Below are 17,462 nucleotides of genomic sequence, written 5' to 3' on the forward strand. Positions count from 1 at the left end.
TGGATGGTTGGGCGGCACATGGACTCGTGCCCCTGTGCCATCCCCGTCCCTTCGTTTCGCGCCCCCCTGCCCCGGAGGCCAACTTTAATCAAGCAAGGCTCAGCCCAACAATCGCCCCAATGTCTGCCACAGACCGATCGAGCCGAGATCGTTGAACGTCGCCACCATCATCAAGGTTAGCAGGGCGGCAAGGCCACCCCGGAACAGCCACTCCTGCGCCCTGGCTTCCAGCGGGCGGCGGCGAACCGCCTCCACCGCGTAGAGCGCCAGATGACCCCCGTCGAGCATCGGGACTGGCAGCAAATTGATGAACCCGAGGTTTATCGAGAAGAAGGCGAGCAGCTGGACGAATTCGAGCGGGCCGAGGCTTGCGACCTGCCCGGCGACCTGCGCCATCTTGATTGGCCCACCGAGCTCGGCGAGCGGGCGGCGGCCCGAGACGATCTGCCACAGGCCGGTCGCGGTCGCGTCGACCAGCCGGACGGTCATGCTGACCGCCTCGGGGATGATCTCGAGAACCGGAACCGGCTCGAGCCGAACGCTGCGGTTGCCGACGCCGAGCTGACCGCGGCGCGACTGCTGGCCGAAGCGATCCTTCTCGACAATCGTCGCAAGGCGTGGGGTGGCGGTGAAGGTGGTCGAGCCGCGCTGGACGGTCAGCTCGACCTGCTCGCCCGGGCGGAGCGTGGCGAAGTCGGCGATGGCGTCGAACCGCTCGATCGGCTCGCCGTCGAGGGCCACGATCCGGTCGCCGGGACGGATCCCCGCCTGCGCCGCGGGCGAGCCCGCAAGCACCTCCTCGATCACAGGAGGGGTGCGCGGGCTTCCGAAAGCCATGATGAAGGCGGCGAAGATCAGGATGGCGGTAAGGAAGTTGAAGGCGGGGCCGGCGAACACCACCAGCGCGCGCTGCCAAACCGGCTTTGCGTGAAAGGCACGAAGCCGCTCATGCTCGGGCAGCTTGTCGAGGTCCTTGCCCATGCTCGCCGGATCCATGTCGCCGGTGAAGCGGACATAGCCGCCGAGCGGGAGCCAGCCGACCTTCCAGCGGGTGCCGCGCTTGTCGGTCCAGCCCGCGACCTCGCGGCCGAAGCCGATCGAGAAGGTCTCGGCGCCGATCCCGAACCAGCGGCCAACGATGTAGTGGCCGAACTCGTGAATGAAGACGAGCGGCCCTATCGCCGCCAGAAACGCCAGCAGGATGAACCAGATGGGCGGCGCTTCAAACATCAGTCGGCAAGTTCCGGAAGACGGGCGCGGGTGCGATCGCGGACCTCGGCATCGAGGGCGAGCACGTGCGGGATCGAGTCTGGCAGCGGCTGGTCCATGCGGGTCAGCTGCTCTTCTACGATGGCGGCGATGTCGCCGAAGTGAATGGCCCCGGCGAGGAAGGCCTCGACCGCAACCTCGTTGGCGGCATTGAGGGTGAGCGGAGCGGCGCCGCCGCGACGAAGCGCCTCGCGCGCCAGCCGGAGCGCCGGGAAGCGTGCGGGATCGGGCGCCTCGAAGTCGAGCCGGGCGACCTCGAGCAGGTCGAGCCGCCGGGCGCCGGTCGGCATCCGCTCGGGCCAGGCCAGGATATGGCCGATCGGCACCCGCATGTCGGGGCTGCCGAGCTGCGCGAGCATCGAGCCGTCGGCATATTCGACCAGGCTGTGGATTACCGACTGGGGATGGACGAGGATGTCGATCCGCTCCTCGGGCAACCCGAACAGATGGTGGGCCTCGATCAGTTCGAGCCCCTTGTTCATCATCGTCGCGCTGTCGACGCTGATCTTGGCACCCATCGACCAGTTGGGGTGCGCCACCGCCTGGGCCGGAGTGACCCGCGCCATCTCCTCGGTCGAAAAGGTCCGGAACGGCCCTCCGCTGGCGGTCAGGATCAGGCGTGAGACACGCTCGCAATCCTGCCCCGCAAGGCACTGGAAGATGGCGTTATGTTCGCTGTCGATCGGGAGCAGCGTCGCCCCCGAGCGGCGGGCCTCCTCAAGCATCAGCGCGCCTGCCGAGACGAGCGCTTCCTTGTTGGCGAGGCCGATGGTCTTCCCTGCCCGGACCGCGGCCATCACCGGGGACAATCCGGCGGTCCCGACGATCGCGGCAATGACGAGGTCGGCGCTGACCGCGGCCTCGGCCAGCGCGCCCTCGCCCGCGGCGGCCTCGATGCCCGAGCCGGCAAGTGCGTCGCGAAGTTCGCCCAACCGGCTGTCGTCCGCGATCACCGCCAGCCTCGCGCGGGTGCGGCGAGCGTCGGCGGCAAGCTGGGCGACGTTGGTCGCGGCGGTCAGCGCGGTCACCTCGAAGCGCTCTGGCGCGGCCTCGACGAGGTCGAGGGTCGAGCGGCCGATCGAGCCGGTCGCACCGAGTATCGCGATCCGCTTCATCAGGCGAGCCCCGCCATGACCGCGAGGCCGGTGAGGATCGCCACCGGGACCAGCCCGTCGAGCCGGTCGAACACGCCGCCGTGGCCCGGCAGGATCCGCCCGCTGTCCTTGACCCCGGCCTGGCGCTTCATCCAGCTTTCGAACAGGTCACCGATGGCGGCGGCGAGGGCGAAGATTGGCGCCAGCAGCAGCCAGCCCCAGTGCAGCCCTTCGTGCATCGCCCAGATGCCCCCGAGCAAGGTCGCGGTGACGATCCCGCCGATCAGGCCCGAGACGGTCTTGTTGGGGCTGATGGTCGGAGCAAGCTTTCGCCCGCCGAAGGTGCGACCGACGAAGAAGGCCCCGATGTCGGCGCTCCAGGTGACGATGAACGCCCACAGCACGAGCTCGAAGCCCTCGGCGCCCGCGGGCACCCCGCCCCGTTCGCGCACCCAGAGAAGGGCGAGCGCGGGCAGCAGTGCGTAGACGAAGCCGCCAACGTGCCACTTGAGGCCCCAGCCGCGGACCATCTTGGCCCATTCGTAATAGATGGCGGTGGCCGCGCCGGCGACGAGGATGGCGAAGGCGGTGCCGCCGAACCACTCGGCGGTCAGCGCGGTCAGGACCATCAGCACGCCGGTGATGGAGCGAAGCGCGATCTCGCTCATCGGCCGCCAAACCGCCGCTGGCGTCGCGCGAACTCAGCCAGCGCCGCGTTGAAGGCGGCCTCGTCGAAGTCGGGCCAGAGGACGTCGGTGAAGTGCAACTCGGCATAGGCCGCCTGCCAGAGAAGGAAATTCGACAGGCGGACCTCGCCCGACGTGCGGATGAGGAGGTCGAGTGGCGGCAGGTCGCTGGTGTGGAGAAGCGCTTCGAGCGCCTTCTCGTCGATGCTCTCGGGATCGACGTCACCGGCGGCGACCGCCCGGGCGAGCGTCCGCGCGGCGGCGGCGAGCTCGGCCTGGCTGCCGTAGTTGAGCGCGACGGCGAGGGTCAGCCGGTCGTTGCCCTTCGTCTCCTCCACCGCCTGGCGGAGCCGGTCGTGAAGCTCGTTGCCGAAGGCCGCGGGTTCGCCGATCAGCTTCAGGCGAACGCCCTCCTTCTGGAGCGTCTTGAGCTCGCGCTCGAGATAGAAGCGCATCAGGCCCTTGAGGTCGCTGACCTCTTCCTGCGGGCGGCGCCAGTTCTCGGAGGAGAAAGCGTAGAGCGTCAGCGCCTCGACGCCCGCGTCGACCGCCGCCTGCATGGTCCGGCGCACCGCCTCGGCCCCCGCGCGGTGGCCGGCGACCTTGGGCAGGCCGCGCCGTTCGGCCCAGCGCCCGTTGCCGTCCATGATGATGGCGACGTGGCGGGGGATGGCGCGATTGGCCGACGGCCCCTCGACTTCGCTCGGGGCGAGCGGAGTAAGGGGAGAGGTCACCTTCCCCTCCCCGCTGGTGCCGAGCGAAGTCGAGGCACGCCCGGCACGAACGGAGCGGGTACGGTCACTTGCCGAGGATTTCCTTTTCCTTGGCCGCTGCCGCCGCGTCGACTTCCTTGATCGTTTCGTCGGTCAGCTTCTGGACCTCGGTATCGAGCCGCTTGTGCTCGTCCTCGCTGATTTCCTTTTTCTTCTCGTCGGTCTTCAGCGCGTCCATCGCATCGCGGCGGACGTTGCGGACCGCGATCCGGGCCTTCTCGGCATATTGGCTCACGAGCTTGGCGAGTTCCTTGCGGCGCTCCTCGGTCATGTCGGGGATCGGCAGGCGGATCATCTGGCCATCGGTGATCGGATTGATCCCGAGCCCGGCCGAGCGGATCGCCTTCTCGACCGAGTTGAGATTGGACTTGTCCCACACCTGCACCGAGATCATCCGCGGCTCGGGCACCGACACGGTGGCGACCTGGTTGAGCGGCATCTTGGCGCCATAGACCTCGACCTGGATCGGATCGAGCAGCGCGCTCGAGGCGCGGCCGGTGCGGAGACCGCCGAGATCGCTCTTGAGCGAATCCACCGAGCCGCTCATGCGGCGTTGCACGTCGGCCTTGTCATAGGCTGGCATTGGTCAGTTTCCTTCCTGGTTCTGAACGACCGTCGCGACGCCCTCCCCGGCCAGCACCTTGGCGAGGTTGCCCGGCTGGCGGATGTTGAAGACGACGATCGGGATATCATTGTCGCGGCACAGCGCGACCGCTGCCGCGTCCATGATCTTGAGGTCCTCGGCGAGCACGCGGTCGAAGCCGATGGTGTCGAAGCGCTTGGCGTCCTTCACCTTCTTGGGATCGGCCGAGTAGACGCCGTCGACGCTGGTGCCCTTGAACAGGGCGTTGCACTTCATCTCGGCGGCGCGGAGCGCGGCACCGGTGTCGGTGGTGAAGTAGGGCGAGCCGACCCCAGCGGCAAAGATCACCACGCGGCCCTTCGCCAGATGACGCTCGGCGCGGCGGCGGATCACCGGCTCGCACACCTGGTCCATCTTGATCGCCGACTGGACGCGGGTCTCGACCCCCATCTGCTCGAGCGCATTCTGGACCGCGAGCGCGTTCATGACGGTCGCCAGCATGCCCATATAGTCGGCCTGGGCCCGGTCCATGCCCTTGGCGGCGCCGGCCATGCCGCGGAAGATGTTGCCGCCGCCGATGACCAGGCAGAGCTCGAAGCCGGCCTCCTTGGCGGCCTTCACCTCGGCGGCCATCGAAGCGACCGTGTCGGGATCGATCCCGAACTGGCCCGGGCCCATCAGCGCCTCGCCCGAAAGCTTCAGCAGGATTCGGTTGAAGCGGGCAGGCATGGTTGGAAGCGGTCTCCGGACGAGCAAAGGGGCGGAGGCGCTTCTATGCAGCCCCCGCCCCCTTGGGAAGACCGTTGTTCGGCGGAGCCGAGACGGAGGGCCTGAGCCGATGCGCCGCGGCCCCTCCACCACTCGGCGTCGCCGAGCGGTCACCTCCCCATCCGGCGATGCCGGACGGGGAGGTTCTCCATTTACATTCAGCCCTGCTTGACGCCCGAGGCCGCGGCGACTTCGGCGGCGAAGTCGCTCTGCTGCTTCTCGATGCCCTCGCCGAGCTGGAAGCGGACGAAGTCGCGAATCGTGATCGATCCGCCAGCCGCCTTGGCTTCCGCCGCGACAAAGTCCTGCACCGGGGTCTTGCCGTCGAACACGACCGCCTGGCTCAAGAGCGCGCTTTCCTTGCGGAACTTGTCGACCGGACCCTTGAGGATCTTCTCGGCGATGTCGGCGGGCTTGCCGGCGATCTTGTCGGCGTTCTTCTCGCGGGCGATCGCGGCTTCACGCTCGATCACGGCCGGGTCGATCGCCTCGCCGGTCAGCGCCAGCGGAGCGGCGGCTGCGATGTGCATCGCCAGCTGCTTGCCGAGCGCCTCGAGCTTGTCGGCCGGGGCATCGCCCTCGAGCGCGACCAGCACGCCGATCTTGCCCATGCCGGGAGCGGCGGCGTTGTGGACGTAGCTGACCACCGCGCCCTGCTCGACCGAAAGGGTCTTGGCGCGGCGCAGGTTCTGGTTCTCGCCGATGGTGGCGATGTTCTCGGTCAGCGCTTCCTCGACCGACTTGCCGTTGGCCATCGGGGCGGCCTTGAGCGCATCGATGTCGTCGCCGGTGGTCAGCGCCAGCTGGGTGACGTCACGGACGAAGTTCTGGAACTGCTCGTTCTTGGCGACGAAGTCGGTCTCCGAGTTGACCTCGACGACGACACCCTTGGTGCCCTGAACGGCGGCGCCGACGAGACCTTCGGCGGCGGTGCGGCCGGCCTTCTTGCCCGCCGAGGCGAGGCCCTTGGCACGAAGCCAGTCGATCGAGGCTTCGATATCGCCGTTGTTCTCGGCGAGCGCCTTCTTGCAGTCCATCATGCCGGCGCCCGAGCGCTCGCGCAGTTCCTTGACCAGTGCGGCCGTGATCTCAGCCATTTGCTTGTCCTTGCTTCTCCCCTCCCGCTTGCGGGAGGGGCTGGGGGAGGGAATGTCGTTTGGCGGGGAGGCAACAGGCCCTCCCCTTCGGCGCTGCGCGCCTCTTCCCCTCCCGCGAGCGGGAGGGGATCAAGGTAGCTTACGCCTCGAGGGCGGCCTCGGCCGGCGGCTCGGCCATGGCGCCGATGTCGACACCCTGGCGCTGCGCGTTGCCCGACTTGCCGGCGCTCGCCGCGTCGGCGATCGCGTCGGCGTAGAGGCGGATGGCGCGGCTGGCGTCGTCGTTGCCCGGAACCGGGAAAGCGATGCCTTCGGGGTTCGAGTTCGAATCGAGAATCGCAACGACCGGGATGCCGAGGACGTTGGCTTCCTTGATCGCCAGCTCTTCCTTGTTGGTGTCGATCACGAACATGACGTCGGGCAGGCCGCCGAGGTCGCGGATACCGCCGAGGCTCTTCTCGAGCTTGTCGCGCTCGCGGGTGAGCTGGAGGACTTCCTTCTTGGTCAGGCCGGCGGTGTCACCCGACAGCTGCTCCTCGAGGCTCTTGAGGCGCTTGATCGAATTGGAGATGGTCTTCCAGTTGGTCAGCATGCCGCCGAGCCAGCGGTGGTTGACGAAGTGCTGGCCCGAGCGCTGCGCGGCCTCGGCCACGGCGTCCTGCGCCTGGCGCTTGGTGCCGACGAAGAGCACCTTGCCGCCACGGGCGACCGACTGCTGGACGAAGTCGAGGGCGCGGGCGAACAGCGGAACGCTCTGCGACAGGTCGATGATGTGAACGCCGTTGCGGTCGCCGAAGATGTACGGCTTCATCCGCGGGTTCCAGCGGTGGGTCTGGTGGCCGAAGTGGGCGCCAGCCTCAAGCAATTGCTGCATGGTGACGAGCGTGCTCGCCATAGGATAATTCCTTCCGGTTGTTCCTCTGGGAGGCGGGAACGGACTGGCCCGAGGACCAGCCCGCACCGGGCTATGAAGCCTCCCATGCGGGGTTGATGCGTTGACAGACAGACGATGTGGTAGCGGAGGAGGGACTTGAACCCCCGACACGCGGATTATGATTCCGCTGCTCTAACCAGCTGAGCTACTCCGCCCCATGCAAGGACTGCCGTCGCGGCGGGCGGGCCTATACGCGGGGGTATGCCACCCGTCAACGCCAAGGAACCGCCGGGTAGGCGCCGGGTTTGAAGGCGCAAAGGAGATCACCCAACATGGACCCGCTTACGCCGCTCGATACGATCTGTCGGATCATCCTACGCGCAAAGGAATATGAAGCCCAGGTTCCGTCCGATTACGACGCCGGTGAGGATGCGGAAAACATCGACGGCGAAGACGGCGAGGCCCTCTCCGTCCTGGACGACGACGTCAACGACGGCGTCGAGGAAGAACTGCGCGCCGCCATCGACGATCTCGCCGAGGACCAGCAGGCCGAGCTGCTCGCCTTCTGTTGGGTCGGCCAAGGCACCTACGAGGCGTCCGACTGGGACGAGGCGATCGCCGAGGCGACCGACGAGATCAGGAGCGGCGGTGTCGTCGACCAGTTCCTCGAGATGCCGATGCTGGCGAGCGTGCTGGAGGCTGGGATGGCCGCCTTCGACCTCAGCTGTGACGGGGTCGGCGACCTGAGCTGATCATGGTTGGACTGGTCCACGGAGAAAAACGGGGACCAGTCCACTTCTAAGAAACATGGATGGCAGCGGCTTCCTGCGGCTAGCCGCGGAAGGACCAGCGGCCGATCCGCTCCCACGGCCCGCCGAGATAGCGGTGGAGCTCGAGCCCGGCGATCTTCAGCAGCCTCGGCCGGAAATCTCGCTCCAGCTCTCCCAGCAGCGCGCGCGCGGCGGCCGGCTGGGCCTTGTTCATGATCGTCACATGCGGTCGCCACCCTTGCGAATCCTGCGCGGTCAGATGACCGTGAAAATGCTCGGCGATCGCACGGCGTACCGCTTCCAGCTCGTCCGATACGATCCGGTAGGCGACCCCGCGCCCGAGGTTCATCAACCCGGCGACGGTTGCGTGGGGTGGAGGCGAGCCCGCCGCCTCACGGGCGAGCACCCTGCCCGCCTCTTCTTCCGCGCTTGGCGGAAGCGCATGGAACATGGTGAGGTGCGCGGCGAGCTGGTTGCGCTCGGGCGGGAAATGAGCGCGGCGCTGGCCGTCGAGCCAGGCGAAGTCCTCGGGCGCCAGCGCGGCGGTGACGATCAGGGCGCCACTCATCGGCCGGGCCAATTGTCCTTCTGGAGCTCGGGTAGAGCCTCGAAGTCGGCCGAGGTCATGTCGGTCTTCACCGAGCCGTCCTGCACGCCCGCATAATGCCAGTCGACCCGGCGGAAGGTCTCGCCCACGCCGGCCACGCCGCCCTGCGCGACCACGAGGTAGCGGAGCGTCCCCCCGTGGCAGCTCAGCATCGCGTCAACGGTGCTTCCGAGCGGCTCGCCGTCGCGGCCGAGCAGCTTCGAGGCGGTCAGCGCCGAGGCCGGGAAGAGGTCCTCGCCCGGCTGTGCCGCGCTCGCCTCGGCGGCCTTGCTCGCGCCTTCCTCAAGCTTGGCCTGCCGTCCGAGCCAGCGATAGACGCCGAACAGATTGAGCCCGGTCATAACGACGTTGGTCCACATGAGCGCGGGCTGGTCGGTCAGATAGCCGGTGGTGAACCAAGCGATCGACCCCAAGGTAAAGATGATGAAGCCGATCCCGGTCACCCGGCTGCCGAGATTCGAAGCGGTGAAGCAGGCGGCGATGATGGTGGCGGCGGTCGCGACCCAGGAGGCGATTTGATCCATGGAGGGCGCAATGCGGGGTCATGCCCATTGTTTCCCCGCGAAGCAGGAACAGGTGCCTTGTGCCGTACCGGAGCGACTGTTCCCCGCCTTCGCAGGGGACCCGATCAGATCTCGACCTGGCTTCCGAGCTCGACCACCCGGTTGGGCGGCAGCTTGAAGAATTCCATCGCGCTTTCGCTGTTGCGGAGCATCCAGGCGAACAGCCGCTCGCGCCAGCCCGCCATTCCGGGCCGCGAAGTCGAGATCAGGGTCTGGCGGGCAAGGAAGAAGCTGGTGTCCATCATCTTGCAGGTCGGCCCGCAGTCTTTGAGCTTGGACAGCTCGGTCGGGACGTCGAGCTCCTCCATGAAGCCGTAGCGGAGCACCACCCGGAAGAAGCCGGCGGTATAGTCCTCGGTCTCCATCCGCTTTACTGCGGGGACGTAGGGCACGTCCTCGATCCGGACGGTCAGCAGCATGACCCGCTCGTGGAGCACCTTGTTGTGCTTGAGGTTGTGGAGCAGCGCGTGGGGGACGCCCTTGGGGCTGCTGGTCATGAACACCGCCGTCCCGGGCACCCGGATGGCGCTGTTCGCCGCCGACTTGACGAACACGTCCATCGGCAGGCTCGCCTCGGCCATCCGGTCCATCATCAGCTTGCGCCCCTTCGCCCAGGTGGTGAGCAGGGTGAAGGCGATGAGGCCAATGACCAGCGGGAACCAGCCGCCGTCGGGCACCTTGAGGAGGTTGGCGCCGAAGTAGAGGATGTCGACGAACAGGAAGAGGCCGATCAGCGGCCACGCCTTCCACGCCGGCCACTTCCACAGCGCGCCGAACACGACGGCGAGCAGCAGCGTGTCGATGAACATCGCCCCGGTCACCGCGATGCCATAGGCCGCAGCGAGGTTGGACGAGGTCTGGAAGGTGATCACCAGCACGATCACCATCACCATCAGCGCCCAGTTGATCACCGGGATGTAGATCTGCCCCGCCGCGGTCTCGCTGGTGTGGAGGATCCGCAGCCGCGGGATGAAGCCAAGCTGGATCGCCTGCTGGGTGACCGAGAAGGCGCCGGTAATGACCGCCTGGCTGGCGATGATGGTGGCGCAGGTCGCAAGCAGGACCAGCGGCAGCCGGAGGGCTTCGGGAGCGAGGAAGAAGAAGGGGTTCTTGACCAGTTCTCGCGCGCCCTCGGGGGTCTGCTGGAGCAGCATCGCCCCCTGGCCGAGATAGTTGAGCAGAAGGCAGACGATGACCCCGATCCAGGCGTAGCGGATCGGCTTGCGGCCGAAGTGGCCCATGTCGGCGTAGAGCGCCTCGGCGCCGGTCACGGCAAGCACGACCGAGCCCATCGCGATGAAGGCCGGAAGCGGCTCGGCGACGAAGAAGGCGATGGCATTGCCGGGATTGAGCATCTCCAGCAGCAGCATCGGGTGACCGTAGATGTGGGTGATCCCGAGCACCGCGAGGGTCAGGAAATAGAGGATCATGATCGGCCCGAAGAGGGTGCCGACCTTGGCCGTGCCGCGGAACTGGATGGTGAACAATGCGACGAGGATGCCGATCGCGATCGGCAGCACGTAGGGCGCGAAGCCGGCATTGACTGTGGTCAGGCCCTCGACCGCCGACAGCACCGAGATCGCCGGGGTGATCATGCTGTCGCCGTAGAAAAGCGCGGTGGCGAACACCCCGAGGAGGACGATCCCCGCCGACCAGCGGCGCGTGGTCCCGGTCGAGCGGTTGATCAGCGCGAGGAGCGCGAGGCTCCCGCCCTCCCCCTTGTTGTCGGCGCGCATGATGATGGTGACGTACTTCAGCGTCACGATGATCATCATCGACCAGAAGATCAGGCTGAGCACGCCGTAGATGTGGAGCCGATCGGGCTCGAGCAGGTGGTGGCCGGCGAAGGTCTCGCGGAAAGCGTAGATCGGCGAGGTGCCGATGTCGCCGAACACGATTCCGACCGCTCCGACCATCAGCTTGGCGAGCGACCCCTGCGGGGCATGTCCGTGACTGTGGCTGCTCTCCGTCACCGTCTCGTTGGCGGACTCAGCAGTGCCTTCGGCGGTGACGTTCATCGGGCGGGCGCCCTAGCAGGGGCGAACGGGTGCCGCAATCGGCTGGCATCGTCCGCCAAGTCCGGTCTATAGGCCCGCCCGATCAGTCCAAGCTCAACCACGATGAAAGCGAACGTTCCATGCGTGTCGGCGTGCCACGAGAAATCAAGAACCACGAATATAGAGTCGGTCTCACCCCGGCCTCCGTCAAGGAGCTGGTCGCGGCCGGTCACGAGCTGTTCGTCGAGACCGGCGCCGGCAAGGGCATCGATTGTCCCGACAATGCCTATGTGAAGGCCGGCGCGACAATCCTTCCCGACGCCGCCGCGGTGTTCGAAACGGCCGAGATGATCGTCAAGGTCAAGGAGCCGCAGCCGGGCGAGATCGCGATGATCAAGCCGCATCACCTGCTGTTCACCTACCTCCACCTCGCCGCCGACAAGCCGCAGGCCGAGGGGCTGATGGCGAGCGGCGCGACCTGCATCGCCTATGAGACGGTGACCAGCCGCTCGGGCGCGCTTCCGCTGCTTCGCCCGATGAGCGAAGTCGCCGGACGCCTGAGCGTCCAGGTCGGCGCCCATTATCTCGAGAAGGCCCAAGGCGGCCGCGGCGTGCTGCTCGGCGGCGTTCCCGGCGTTGCTCCGGCCAAGGTCGCGATCCTCGGCGGTGGTGTCAGCGGCGTCAACGCGGCGCAGATGGCGGTCGGCATGCGCGCCGATGTCACCATCTACGACATCTCGAACGAGCGTCTGGCCGAGCTCGACATGTTCTTCGGAAGCCAGATCAAGACGGCCTACGCCAGCCGCGACGCGATCGCCCGGGCGGTCGAGGAAGCCGAGCTGGTGATCGGCGCGGTACTGGTGCCCGGCGCCGCCGCACCCAAGCTCGTCACCCGCGAAATGCTCAAGACCATGAAGCGCGGAAGCGTTCTGGTCGACATCGCGATCGACCAGGGCGGCTGCTTCGAGACCAGCCACCCGACCACGCATGCCGATCCGGTGTTCGAGATCGACGGCGTGATCCATTACTGCGTCGCCAACATGCCCGGCGCGGTGGCCCGGACCAGCGCCTTCGCGCTCAACAATGCCACCCTGCCGTTCGCGCTCAAGCTGGCGAACATGGGCGCGGAAGCCGCGATGGCGGCCGATCCCTACCTTGCGGAAGGGCTCAACGTCAGCGGCGGCAAGATCCGTCACCAGGCCGTCGCCGAGGCGCTCGACCTCGAGTATGTCGCCGCCTGATTGGCGGAACAAGAAGAGAACATCGCCGTTGTCATGCCAACTCAACCATCTGAGAAGGCATGACAATGGCGAGCACTCCCGACGCCGATCCCAAGGCGCACCCGACCGGCAACGCGGTCAAGGATCCCGATAACCGGACCACCGGCGGTGAGCCGATGACGGGGGCGCAGGCTTCCTATCTCCAGACGCTGAGCGAGGAAGCCGGCGAGGAGTTCGATCCCGAACTCAACAAGGCCGATGCGTCGAAGAAGATCGACGAACTGCAGGACAAGACCGGCCGGGGCGAATAGCCGGCCGGAGCGACGTCAGCGGGTGCCCGGCTGCGGTCCGGGCATCGGCGGCGCCGGGGGCGCGCTGAGCACCCTCACCCCTTCCTCGATCATCGGCCGGTAGCTCGTCCCCGGCGGGGTGAGCGCAAGCGCCTGCCGGAACATTGCGAGACCGCCTTCCCGGTCGCCGGAGCGGGCGAGCGCCAGCCCCTCGAAGAAGGGCGGCGCGGGATGCTTCGGCGCCTTTGTCCGCGCCTGCTCGAAGGCGAGCCGCGCGGCGGGGCTGATGGTGCCGCTATGGTCGACCAGTGCGTTCGCATAGCCGATCCGCAGCGCAAGGCTGTCGGGATATTTGCGAAGCCCCGCGCGGATCGCGCCGAGAGCCTCTCCGGTGTTGCCGCGCCGTGTGAAGCTATCGGCGATGGTGAGAAAGCTTTCGCCCGCGTTGAAGGTCCCGAGCATCGCCTGGCGCGGTTCGGTCAGCGGCAGCGAGGGACGCCGGGCGCCCCCCTCGCGCGGACTTCCTGCGAGACCCGGGCGACCCTGGAGCGCGTAGCCGGCGGCACCGAGCATCAGCGCCGCGGCAGCGACCTGCAGCGCGGCGCCGCGTAGACGCCCGAGCAGCCACAGCCCGGCGAGCGCGGCGATGACCAGCGCGGCGAGGATCAGTAGGCCCATCAGTGCCGCACCTTGAGGCGGCGCACCGCGAGCCAGCCGCCGAGCAGCAAAAGCAGCAGCGGGGCAAGCCACAGGACGAATGTGTCGGCCCCGAGGCGCGGCTGGTAGCTGACCCAGTTGCCATAGCGATCGATCAGCCAGGAGCGGACCTGCTCGGGCGGCTCGCCGGCCTTGATCCGGGTCCGCACGAGGTTGCGCATGTCGCCCGCCATCTCGGCGTCGCTGTCGTGGATCGACTGGCCCTGACAGACGAGGCAGCGCAGCTCCTGCATCAGCGCGGTAGCCTTCGCCTCCTGCGCGGGATCCTCGAGCTGGCGGTAGGCATAGGGCGCGGGCGGGCGGTTGCTGTCGGCATGGGCCGTCCCCGCAAGCATCGCGAGCGCCAGCACGGCAAGGCAGGAGGCGCGGAACCTGGCCGACGTCATCGTGCCTTCTCCCACTCGGCGACCATGGTGCCGACGTCCCTCGGCAGAAGCGGACCGATGTGCTGGTAGCGGATCACGCCGCGACCATCGACGATGAAGGTCTCGGGCACGCCCGAAGAGCCGAGCGCCATCTGAGTTTCGCCGACCGGGTCGGCGCCGATCCGCTCGAACGGATCGCCATGGTCTCGAAGGAAGTCGGCGATGTCTTCCGACGTGTCGCGGATGGCGATCGCGTCGATCGGCACTCCGCGCCGCTTGAGCTCGAGAAGTGCCGGTGCTTCCGCGATGCAGGGGACGCACCAGCTGGCGAAGATATTGAGGAGGCGCGGTCCGCCCTGCCCTAGGTCGGTGGAAGCAAGGCCGGGCCGTCCGGCGAGCGCCGGCGCGGCGGCGAAGGCGGGAATTGGCCGACCAACCATGCGCGAGCGGACGGTGGGATCGGGCGGCGAGGAAAGTCGCCAGCCGACCGCGAAGACGAAGGCGGCGAAGAGCAGCAGCGGCAGGGCGAGCCACAGGCGGCGGTTCATGCCGGCTGCTCCTCGAGACCGACGACGCGGCGACGCTCGCGGCGCACCCGGCCAAGCAGCGCCATCAGGCCGCCAAGCGCGATCAGCGCTCCCCCGAGCCAGATAAAGGTGACGAACGGCTTCCACCATAGCCGGAGCTGCCAGCGGTCGCCTTCCTGGTGGCCGAGCACGGTGTAGAGCTGGCCATCGAGCCTCGTGACGATCGCCGCCTCGTTGGTCTCGGTCGGCGGCGCGGCGAAGTAGCGGCTCTGCGGGTCGAGGCGGAGGGTGGTGCCGCCGCGGGTCGCGGTGAGGTGACCCTCGATCGCGGTCCAGTTGGGCCCGTCGACCGGATCGACTCCGTTGAAGCGAACGCGCCATGGCCCGACCGAGAGCGTCTCGCCCGGGCGCGCGGCGGCGAGCGTCTCGCGAGTGAAGGCGCTGTCGCTGGCGGCGCCTGCCATCGCCACGGCGATCCCGAGGTGGCTGACGACCATGCCCCAGATGGTGAGCGGGGTTCGGGTCAGCTTGCGTCCGGCGAGCGGAAGCAGGCTGGCGGCGGCGAGGCCGGCGGCGAAGGCCAGCCCGAGCCTCGGCAGAATGCCCATCGGCGCCGCAAAGGTGGCGGCAAGGGCGACGAGCGTTACGAGGGCCGGGACCGCGATCCGGCGCAGGTTGGGACGGCTGTCGCGTCGCCAGCGGAGCAGCGGGCCGATGAAGAGCAAGGCGGCGAGGAGCAGGACGATCGGGCCGGTCACCGCATTGAAGTAGGGCGGTCCGATCGAGATCTTCTCGCCAACGAGAGCCTCCACCGCGACCGGGTAGAGCGTGCCGACGAACACCGTCCCGAGGATCACGGTCAGCAGCAGATTATTGACCACCAGCGCGCCCTCGCGGCTGACGAGGTCGAAGCGCGCTCCCTCGCGAACGCTGCCGATGCGCAGCGCGAACAGCAGCAGCGCCCCGCCGGTGTAGAAGACCAGGAGGCCGAGGATGAAGCTGCCGCGGGTCGGATCGACCGCGAAGCTGTGGACGCTGGTGAGGATCCCCGAGCGGACGAGGAAGGTGCCGATCATCGACATCGAGAAGGCGACCACCGCGAGCATCACGGTCCAGGCGCGCAGGGAGCCGCGGGCGGCGAGGACGTTGATCGAGTGGAGCAAGGCCGTCGCGGCGAGCCACGGCATCAGCGAGGCATTCTCGACCGGGTCCCAGAACCACCAGCCGCCCCAACCGAGCTCGTAATAGGCCCAGTAGCTGCCGGCGACGATGCCGACGGTCAGGAGGACCCACGCGCCGAGTACCCAGGGTCGCATCGCCCTGGCCAGCGCAGGACCGACCTCGCGGGTGATGAGCGCTCCCACCGCGAGGCTGAAGGCGACCGACAGCCCGACATAGCCGAGATAGAGGGTCGGCGGATGGAAGGCGAGGCCGGGATCCTGGAGCAGCGGGTTCAGCCCCTGCCCTTGCAGCGACGCCGGATCGAGCCGCTCGAAGGGATTGGAGGCGATCAGCAGGAAGCCGAAGAAGCCGAGCGCGAGCAGCGCCTGCGCACCGAGTGTCGCGCGGAGCGAATCCTGGCTCAGGCGACGCTCGACCAGCGCGAGGAGCGCTCCAGCGGCAGCGAGCACGGTCACCCACAGGAGCATCGAGCCCTCGTGATTGCCCCAGGCCCCGCTCAGCCGGTAGATCAGCGGCTTGTCGCTGTGGCTGTTCGCGGCGACCAGCACGACCGAGGTGTCGGTGCGCCAGAACAGCCAGATCAGCATGGCGAAGGCGAACAGGGTCAACACGCCCTGGAGCACGGCAGCAGGAACGACCATCGCCCGCAACTCGCCGAGCCGGTTGCCCGCGAGCGACAGGCCGAACTGGAGCAGTGCCAGCGCCGCGGCGAGCCACAGAGCGGCAAGGCCGGCTTCGGCGATCATCGCGCGCCGCCGTTCACTTGACCGTTTCCCGAGTCTTCAGCTCGCTCGCCTGATTGCCCATCTGCGGGGGCATGTAGCGTTCGTCGTGCTTGGCGAGGATGTTGTCGGCGACGAAGGTACCGTCGCGGCCGAGCTGCCCCTCGGCGACCGCGCCGCTATTCTCCTTGAACAGGTCGGGGACGATCCCGCGGAAACGGACGGGCACGCTCGCCGGACCGTCGGTCAGCTCGAAGGTGACCGTCACCCCGTCGGGAAGCTTGCGGATCGAGCCTTCTCGCACCATCCCGCCGAGGCGCAACGGAACGCCCCGCTCGGCGCGCCCGGCAGCGACGTCCTGCGGGGTGCGGAAATAGGCCGCGCGGTCGGCGAGGCCCCACATCGCGAGCAACGCCGCTCCGATCAGTGCCGCTACTCCGAGCAGGACGAGCACCAGCCGCTGGTGCTTTCGCGACGGGCTCATCGCTCCCGGCCGATCCTCTCGGCCCTGGCCTCGGCGCGGCGGCAGGCAAGCAGGCTCCAGCCGAGGAGGCCGGCAGTCCCGCCGAGCGTCACCGCATAAGCGGCGATGACGAAGGCCCACTGGTTCATCGCGCCGCCGCCGTGCGCCGCAGGCGCGCCTCGACCCTCGTCTCGGCAAGCTCGGTCCGCATCCGCAGCAGCACCGCCGCACCGAACAGGGCGGAGAAGCCAATGAGGGTGAAAGGCAAGGGCCACAGCAGCTCGGGCGCGATGCTGGTGCCGGTGAGCTCGATGCTCTCGGCCTGGTGGAGGGTGTTCCACCACTGCACCGAATAATGGATGATCGGCAGGTTGATCGCCCCAACCAATCCGAACAGAGGCGCGGCGCGGCCGTCGGGCCCGCGCTCCTTCTCGGCCGCGGCAAGTGCGATGTAGCCGAGGTAAAGGAAGAACAGCACCAGCATCGAGGTCAGGCGTCCGTCCCATTCCCACCAGGTGCCCCAGGTCGGGCGGCCCCAGATCGAACCGGTGGCAAGGCAGATGAGCGCGAACAGTGCCCCGACCGGCGCAATCGCTCGGGCCGCAACGCCCGCCAGCGGATGACGCCAGACGATCTGCATCGCGCTTGCGACCGCGATCCCCGTCCAGCCGCCCATGCCGAGCCAAGCGGCGGGCACGTGGATGTGGAGGATCCGCACCGTCTCGCCCTGAAGATAGTCGGGCGGCATGAAGAACAAGGCACCGGCGATCCCGATCCCGCTAAGCAGCAGGCCAAGTCCCAGCAGCCAGCCGGTCGCGGGCCGGGCAATGCGAAGGAATCGGGCGGGATTGGCGAAGCGGTGCATCAGCGGGGGCTACTTAGTTGGTCGTCCAGC

The 17,462-nt window shown here is 68.0% G+C and carries 21 protein-coding genes and 1 tRNA gene; 3 read left to right on the top strand and 19 right to left on the bottom strand.

Going from position 1 to position 17,462, the window contains the following annotated elements; all coding sequences use genetic code 11:
* Nucleotides 1-99: 99 nt before the first annotated feature.
* The 9 genes from rseP to ABD727_RS07625 form a co-directional block, all read right to left on the bottom strand.
* Entirely contained in the window at nt 100-1,230 is a 1,131-nt protein-coding gene (rseP, locus tag ABD727_RS07585) for an RIP metalloprotease RseP (protein ID WP_344706778.1), read from the bottom strand.
* On the bottom strand, nt 1,230-2,384 hold the full coding sequence (locus ABD727_RS07590; RefSeq protein ID WP_344706779.1) for a 1-deoxy-D-xylulose-5-phosphate reductoisomerase: 1,155 nt from the start codon (nt 2,382-2,384) through the stop codon (nt 1,230-1,232). Before ABD727_RS07590 ends, rseP begins: the two co-directional genes overlap by 1 nt.
* Nucleotides 2,384-3,031 carry a phosphatidate cytidylyltransferase gene (locus ABD727_RS07595; RefSeq protein ID WP_344706780.1) on the bottom strand — a complete coding sequence of 216 codons (648 nt, stop codon included), beginning with the start codon at nt 3,029-3,031 and terminating at the stop codon, nt 2,384-2,386. Before ABD727_RS07595 ends, ABD727_RS07590 begins: the two co-directional genes overlap by 1 nt.
* On the bottom strand, nt 3,028-3,696 hold the full coding sequence (gene uppS / locus ABD727_RS07600; RefSeq protein ID WP_425566804.1) for a polyprenyl diphosphate synthase: 669 nt from the start codon (nt 3,694-3,696) through the stop codon (nt 3,028-3,030). The genes ABD727_RS07595 and uppS overlap by 4 nt, the downstream gene beginning before the upstream one ends.
* A 151-nt stretch (nt 3,697-3,847) precedes the next feature.
* Nucleotides 3,848-4,405: a ribosome recycling factor gene (gene frr / locus ABD727_RS07605; RefSeq protein WP_344706781.1), complete on the bottom strand. Its 558-nt coding sequence runs from the start codon at nt 4,403-4,405 to the stop codon at nt 3,848-3,850.
* A gap of 3 nt (nt 4,406-4,408) precedes the next feature.
* Nucleotides 4,409-5,134, bottom strand: coding sequence for a UMP kinase (pyrH, locus tag ABD727_RS07610; RefSeq protein ID WP_344706782.1), 726 nt, complete (start codon nt 5,132-5,134; stop codon nt 4,409-4,411).
* A gap of 197 nt (nt 5,135-5,331) precedes the next feature.
* The gene (tsf, locus tag ABD727_RS07615) at nt 5,332-6,270 is read right to left on the bottom strand and encodes a translation elongation factor Ts (RefSeq protein ID WP_344706783.1); all 939 of its coding nucleotides are present in this window, start codon (nt 6,268-6,270) and stop codon (nt 5,332-5,334) included.
* A gap of 139 nt (nt 6,271-6,409) precedes the next feature.
* Nucleotides 6,410-7,165 carry a 30S ribosomal protein S2 gene (gene rpsB / locus ABD727_RS07620; RefSeq protein WP_344706784.1) on the bottom strand — a complete coding sequence of 252 codons (756 nt, stop codon included), beginning with the start codon at nt 7,163-7,165 and terminating at the stop codon, nt 6,410-6,412.
* A 117-nt stretch (nt 7,166-7,282) separates the two neighbouring features.
* Nucleotides 7,283-7,359: transfer RNA gene (locus tag ABD727_RS07625), tRNA-Met, on the bottom strand.
* Nucleotides 7,360-7,476: 117 nt separating this feature from the next.
* Here ABD727_RS07625 and ABD727_RS07630 point away from each other — a divergent pair.
* Entirely contained in the window at nt 7,477-7,896 is a 420-nt protein-coding gene (locus ABD727_RS07630) for a DUF3775 domain-containing protein (protein ID WP_344706785.1), read from the top strand.
* 79 nt (nt 7,897-7,975) lie between these two features.
* Here ABD727_RS07630 and ABD727_RS07635 read toward each other — a convergent pair whose 3' ends face one another.
* The 3 genes from ABD727_RS07635 to ABD727_RS07645 all read right to left on the bottom strand — a co-directional run bounded on the left by ABD727_RS07635 (nt 7,976) and on the right by ABD727_RS07645 (nt 11,102).
* Nucleotides 7,976-8,482, bottom strand: coding sequence for a 2'-5' RNA ligase family protein (locus ABD727_RS07635; protein ID WP_344706786.1), 507 nt, complete (start codon nt 8,480-8,482; stop codon nt 7,976-7,978).
* Nucleotides 8,479-9,045 carry a PRC-barrel domain containing protein gene (locus ABD727_RS07640; RefSeq protein WP_344706787.1) on the bottom strand — a complete coding sequence of 189 codons (567 nt, stop codon included), beginning with the start codon at nt 9,043-9,045 and terminating at the stop codon, nt 8,479-8,481. The genes ABD727_RS07635 and ABD727_RS07640 overlap by 4 nt, the downstream gene beginning before the upstream one ends.
* A gap of 104 nt (nt 9,046-9,149) precedes the next feature.
* Nucleotides 9,150-11,102: a potassium transporter Kup gene (locus ABD727_RS07645; protein ID WP_425566773.1), complete on the bottom strand. Its 1,953-nt coding sequence runs from the start codon at nt 11,100-11,102 to the stop codon at nt 9,150-9,152.
* Between the two features lie 119 nt (nt 11,103-11,221).
* Here ABD727_RS07645 and ald point away from each other — a divergent pair, with 119 nt between their 5' ends.
* Nucleotides 11,222-12,322: an alanine dehydrogenase gene (gene ald / locus ABD727_RS07650; protein WP_344706788.1), complete on the top strand. Its 1,101-nt coding sequence runs from the start codon at nt 11,222-11,224 to the stop codon at nt 12,320-12,322.
* Between the two features lie 65 nt (nt 12,323-12,387).
* Nucleotides 12,388-12,612, top strand: coding sequence for a DUF3072 domain-containing protein (locus ABD727_RS07655; protein ID WP_344706789.1), 225 nt, complete (start codon nt 12,388-12,390; stop codon nt 12,610-12,612).
* Nucleotides 12,613-12,627: 15 nt separating this feature from the next.
* Here the strand turns inward: ABD727_RS07655 and ABD727_RS07660 are convergent, their stop codons facing one another.
* The 7 genes from ABD727_RS07660 to ABD727_RS07690 are packed head-to-tail and all read right to left on the bottom strand — an operon-like array spanning nt 12,628 to nt 17,432.
* The gene (locus ABD727_RS07660) at nt 12,628-13,269 is read right to left on the bottom strand and encodes a tetratricopeptide repeat protein (protein WP_344706790.1); all 642 of its coding nucleotides are present in this window, start codon (nt 13,267-13,269) and stop codon (nt 12,628-12,630) included.
* Nucleotides 13,269-13,694, bottom strand: coding sequence for a cytochrome c-type biogenesis protein (locus ABD727_RS07665; protein WP_425566774.1), 426 nt, complete (start codon nt 13,692-13,694; stop codon nt 13,269-13,271). Before ABD727_RS07665 ends, ABD727_RS07660 begins: the two co-directional genes overlap by 1 nt.
* Nucleotides 13,691-14,221 (bottom strand): DsbE family thiol:disulfide interchange protein, encoded by a 531-nt coding sequence (locus ABD727_RS07670; protein ID WP_344706791.1) that lies wholly within the window; start codon nt 14,219-14,221, stop codon nt 13,691-13,693. Before ABD727_RS07670 ends, ABD727_RS07665 begins: the two co-directional genes overlap by 4 nt.
* Nucleotides 14,218-16,128: a heme lyase CcmF/NrfE family subunit gene (locus tag ABD727_RS07675; protein ID WP_344706792.1), complete on the bottom strand. Its 1,911-nt coding sequence runs from the start codon at nt 16,126-16,128 to the stop codon at nt 14,218-14,220. Before ABD727_RS07675 ends, ABD727_RS07670 begins: the two co-directional genes overlap by 4 nt.
* 13 nt (nt 16,129-16,141) lie before the next feature.
* Nucleotides 16,142-16,588 carry a cytochrome c maturation protein CcmE gene (gene ccmE, locus ABD727_RS07680; RefSeq protein ID WP_344706793.1) on the bottom strand — a complete coding sequence of 149 codons (447 nt, stop codon included), beginning with the start codon at nt 16,586-16,588 and terminating at the stop codon, nt 16,142-16,144.
* Entirely contained in the window at nt 16,585-16,716 is a 132-nt protein-coding gene (gene ccmD, locus ABD727_RS07685; protein ID WP_344706794.1) for a heme exporter protein CcmD, read from the bottom strand. The genes ccmE and ccmD overlap by 4 nt, the downstream gene beginning before the upstream one ends.
* Nucleotides 16,713-17,432, bottom strand: coding sequence for a heme ABC transporter permease (locus ABD727_RS07690; protein WP_344706795.1), 720 nt, complete (start codon nt 17,430-17,432; stop codon nt 16,713-16,715). Before ABD727_RS07690 ends, ccmD begins: the two co-directional genes overlap by 4 nt.
* Nucleotides 17,433-17,462: the final 30 nt, after the last annotated feature.

The sequence above is a fragment of the Sphingomonas swuensis genome, from assembly GCF_039538045.1.
Lineage (GTDB): Bacteria > Pseudomonadota > Alphaproteobacteria > Sphingomonadales > Sphingomonadaceae > Sphingomicrobium > Sphingomicrobium swuense.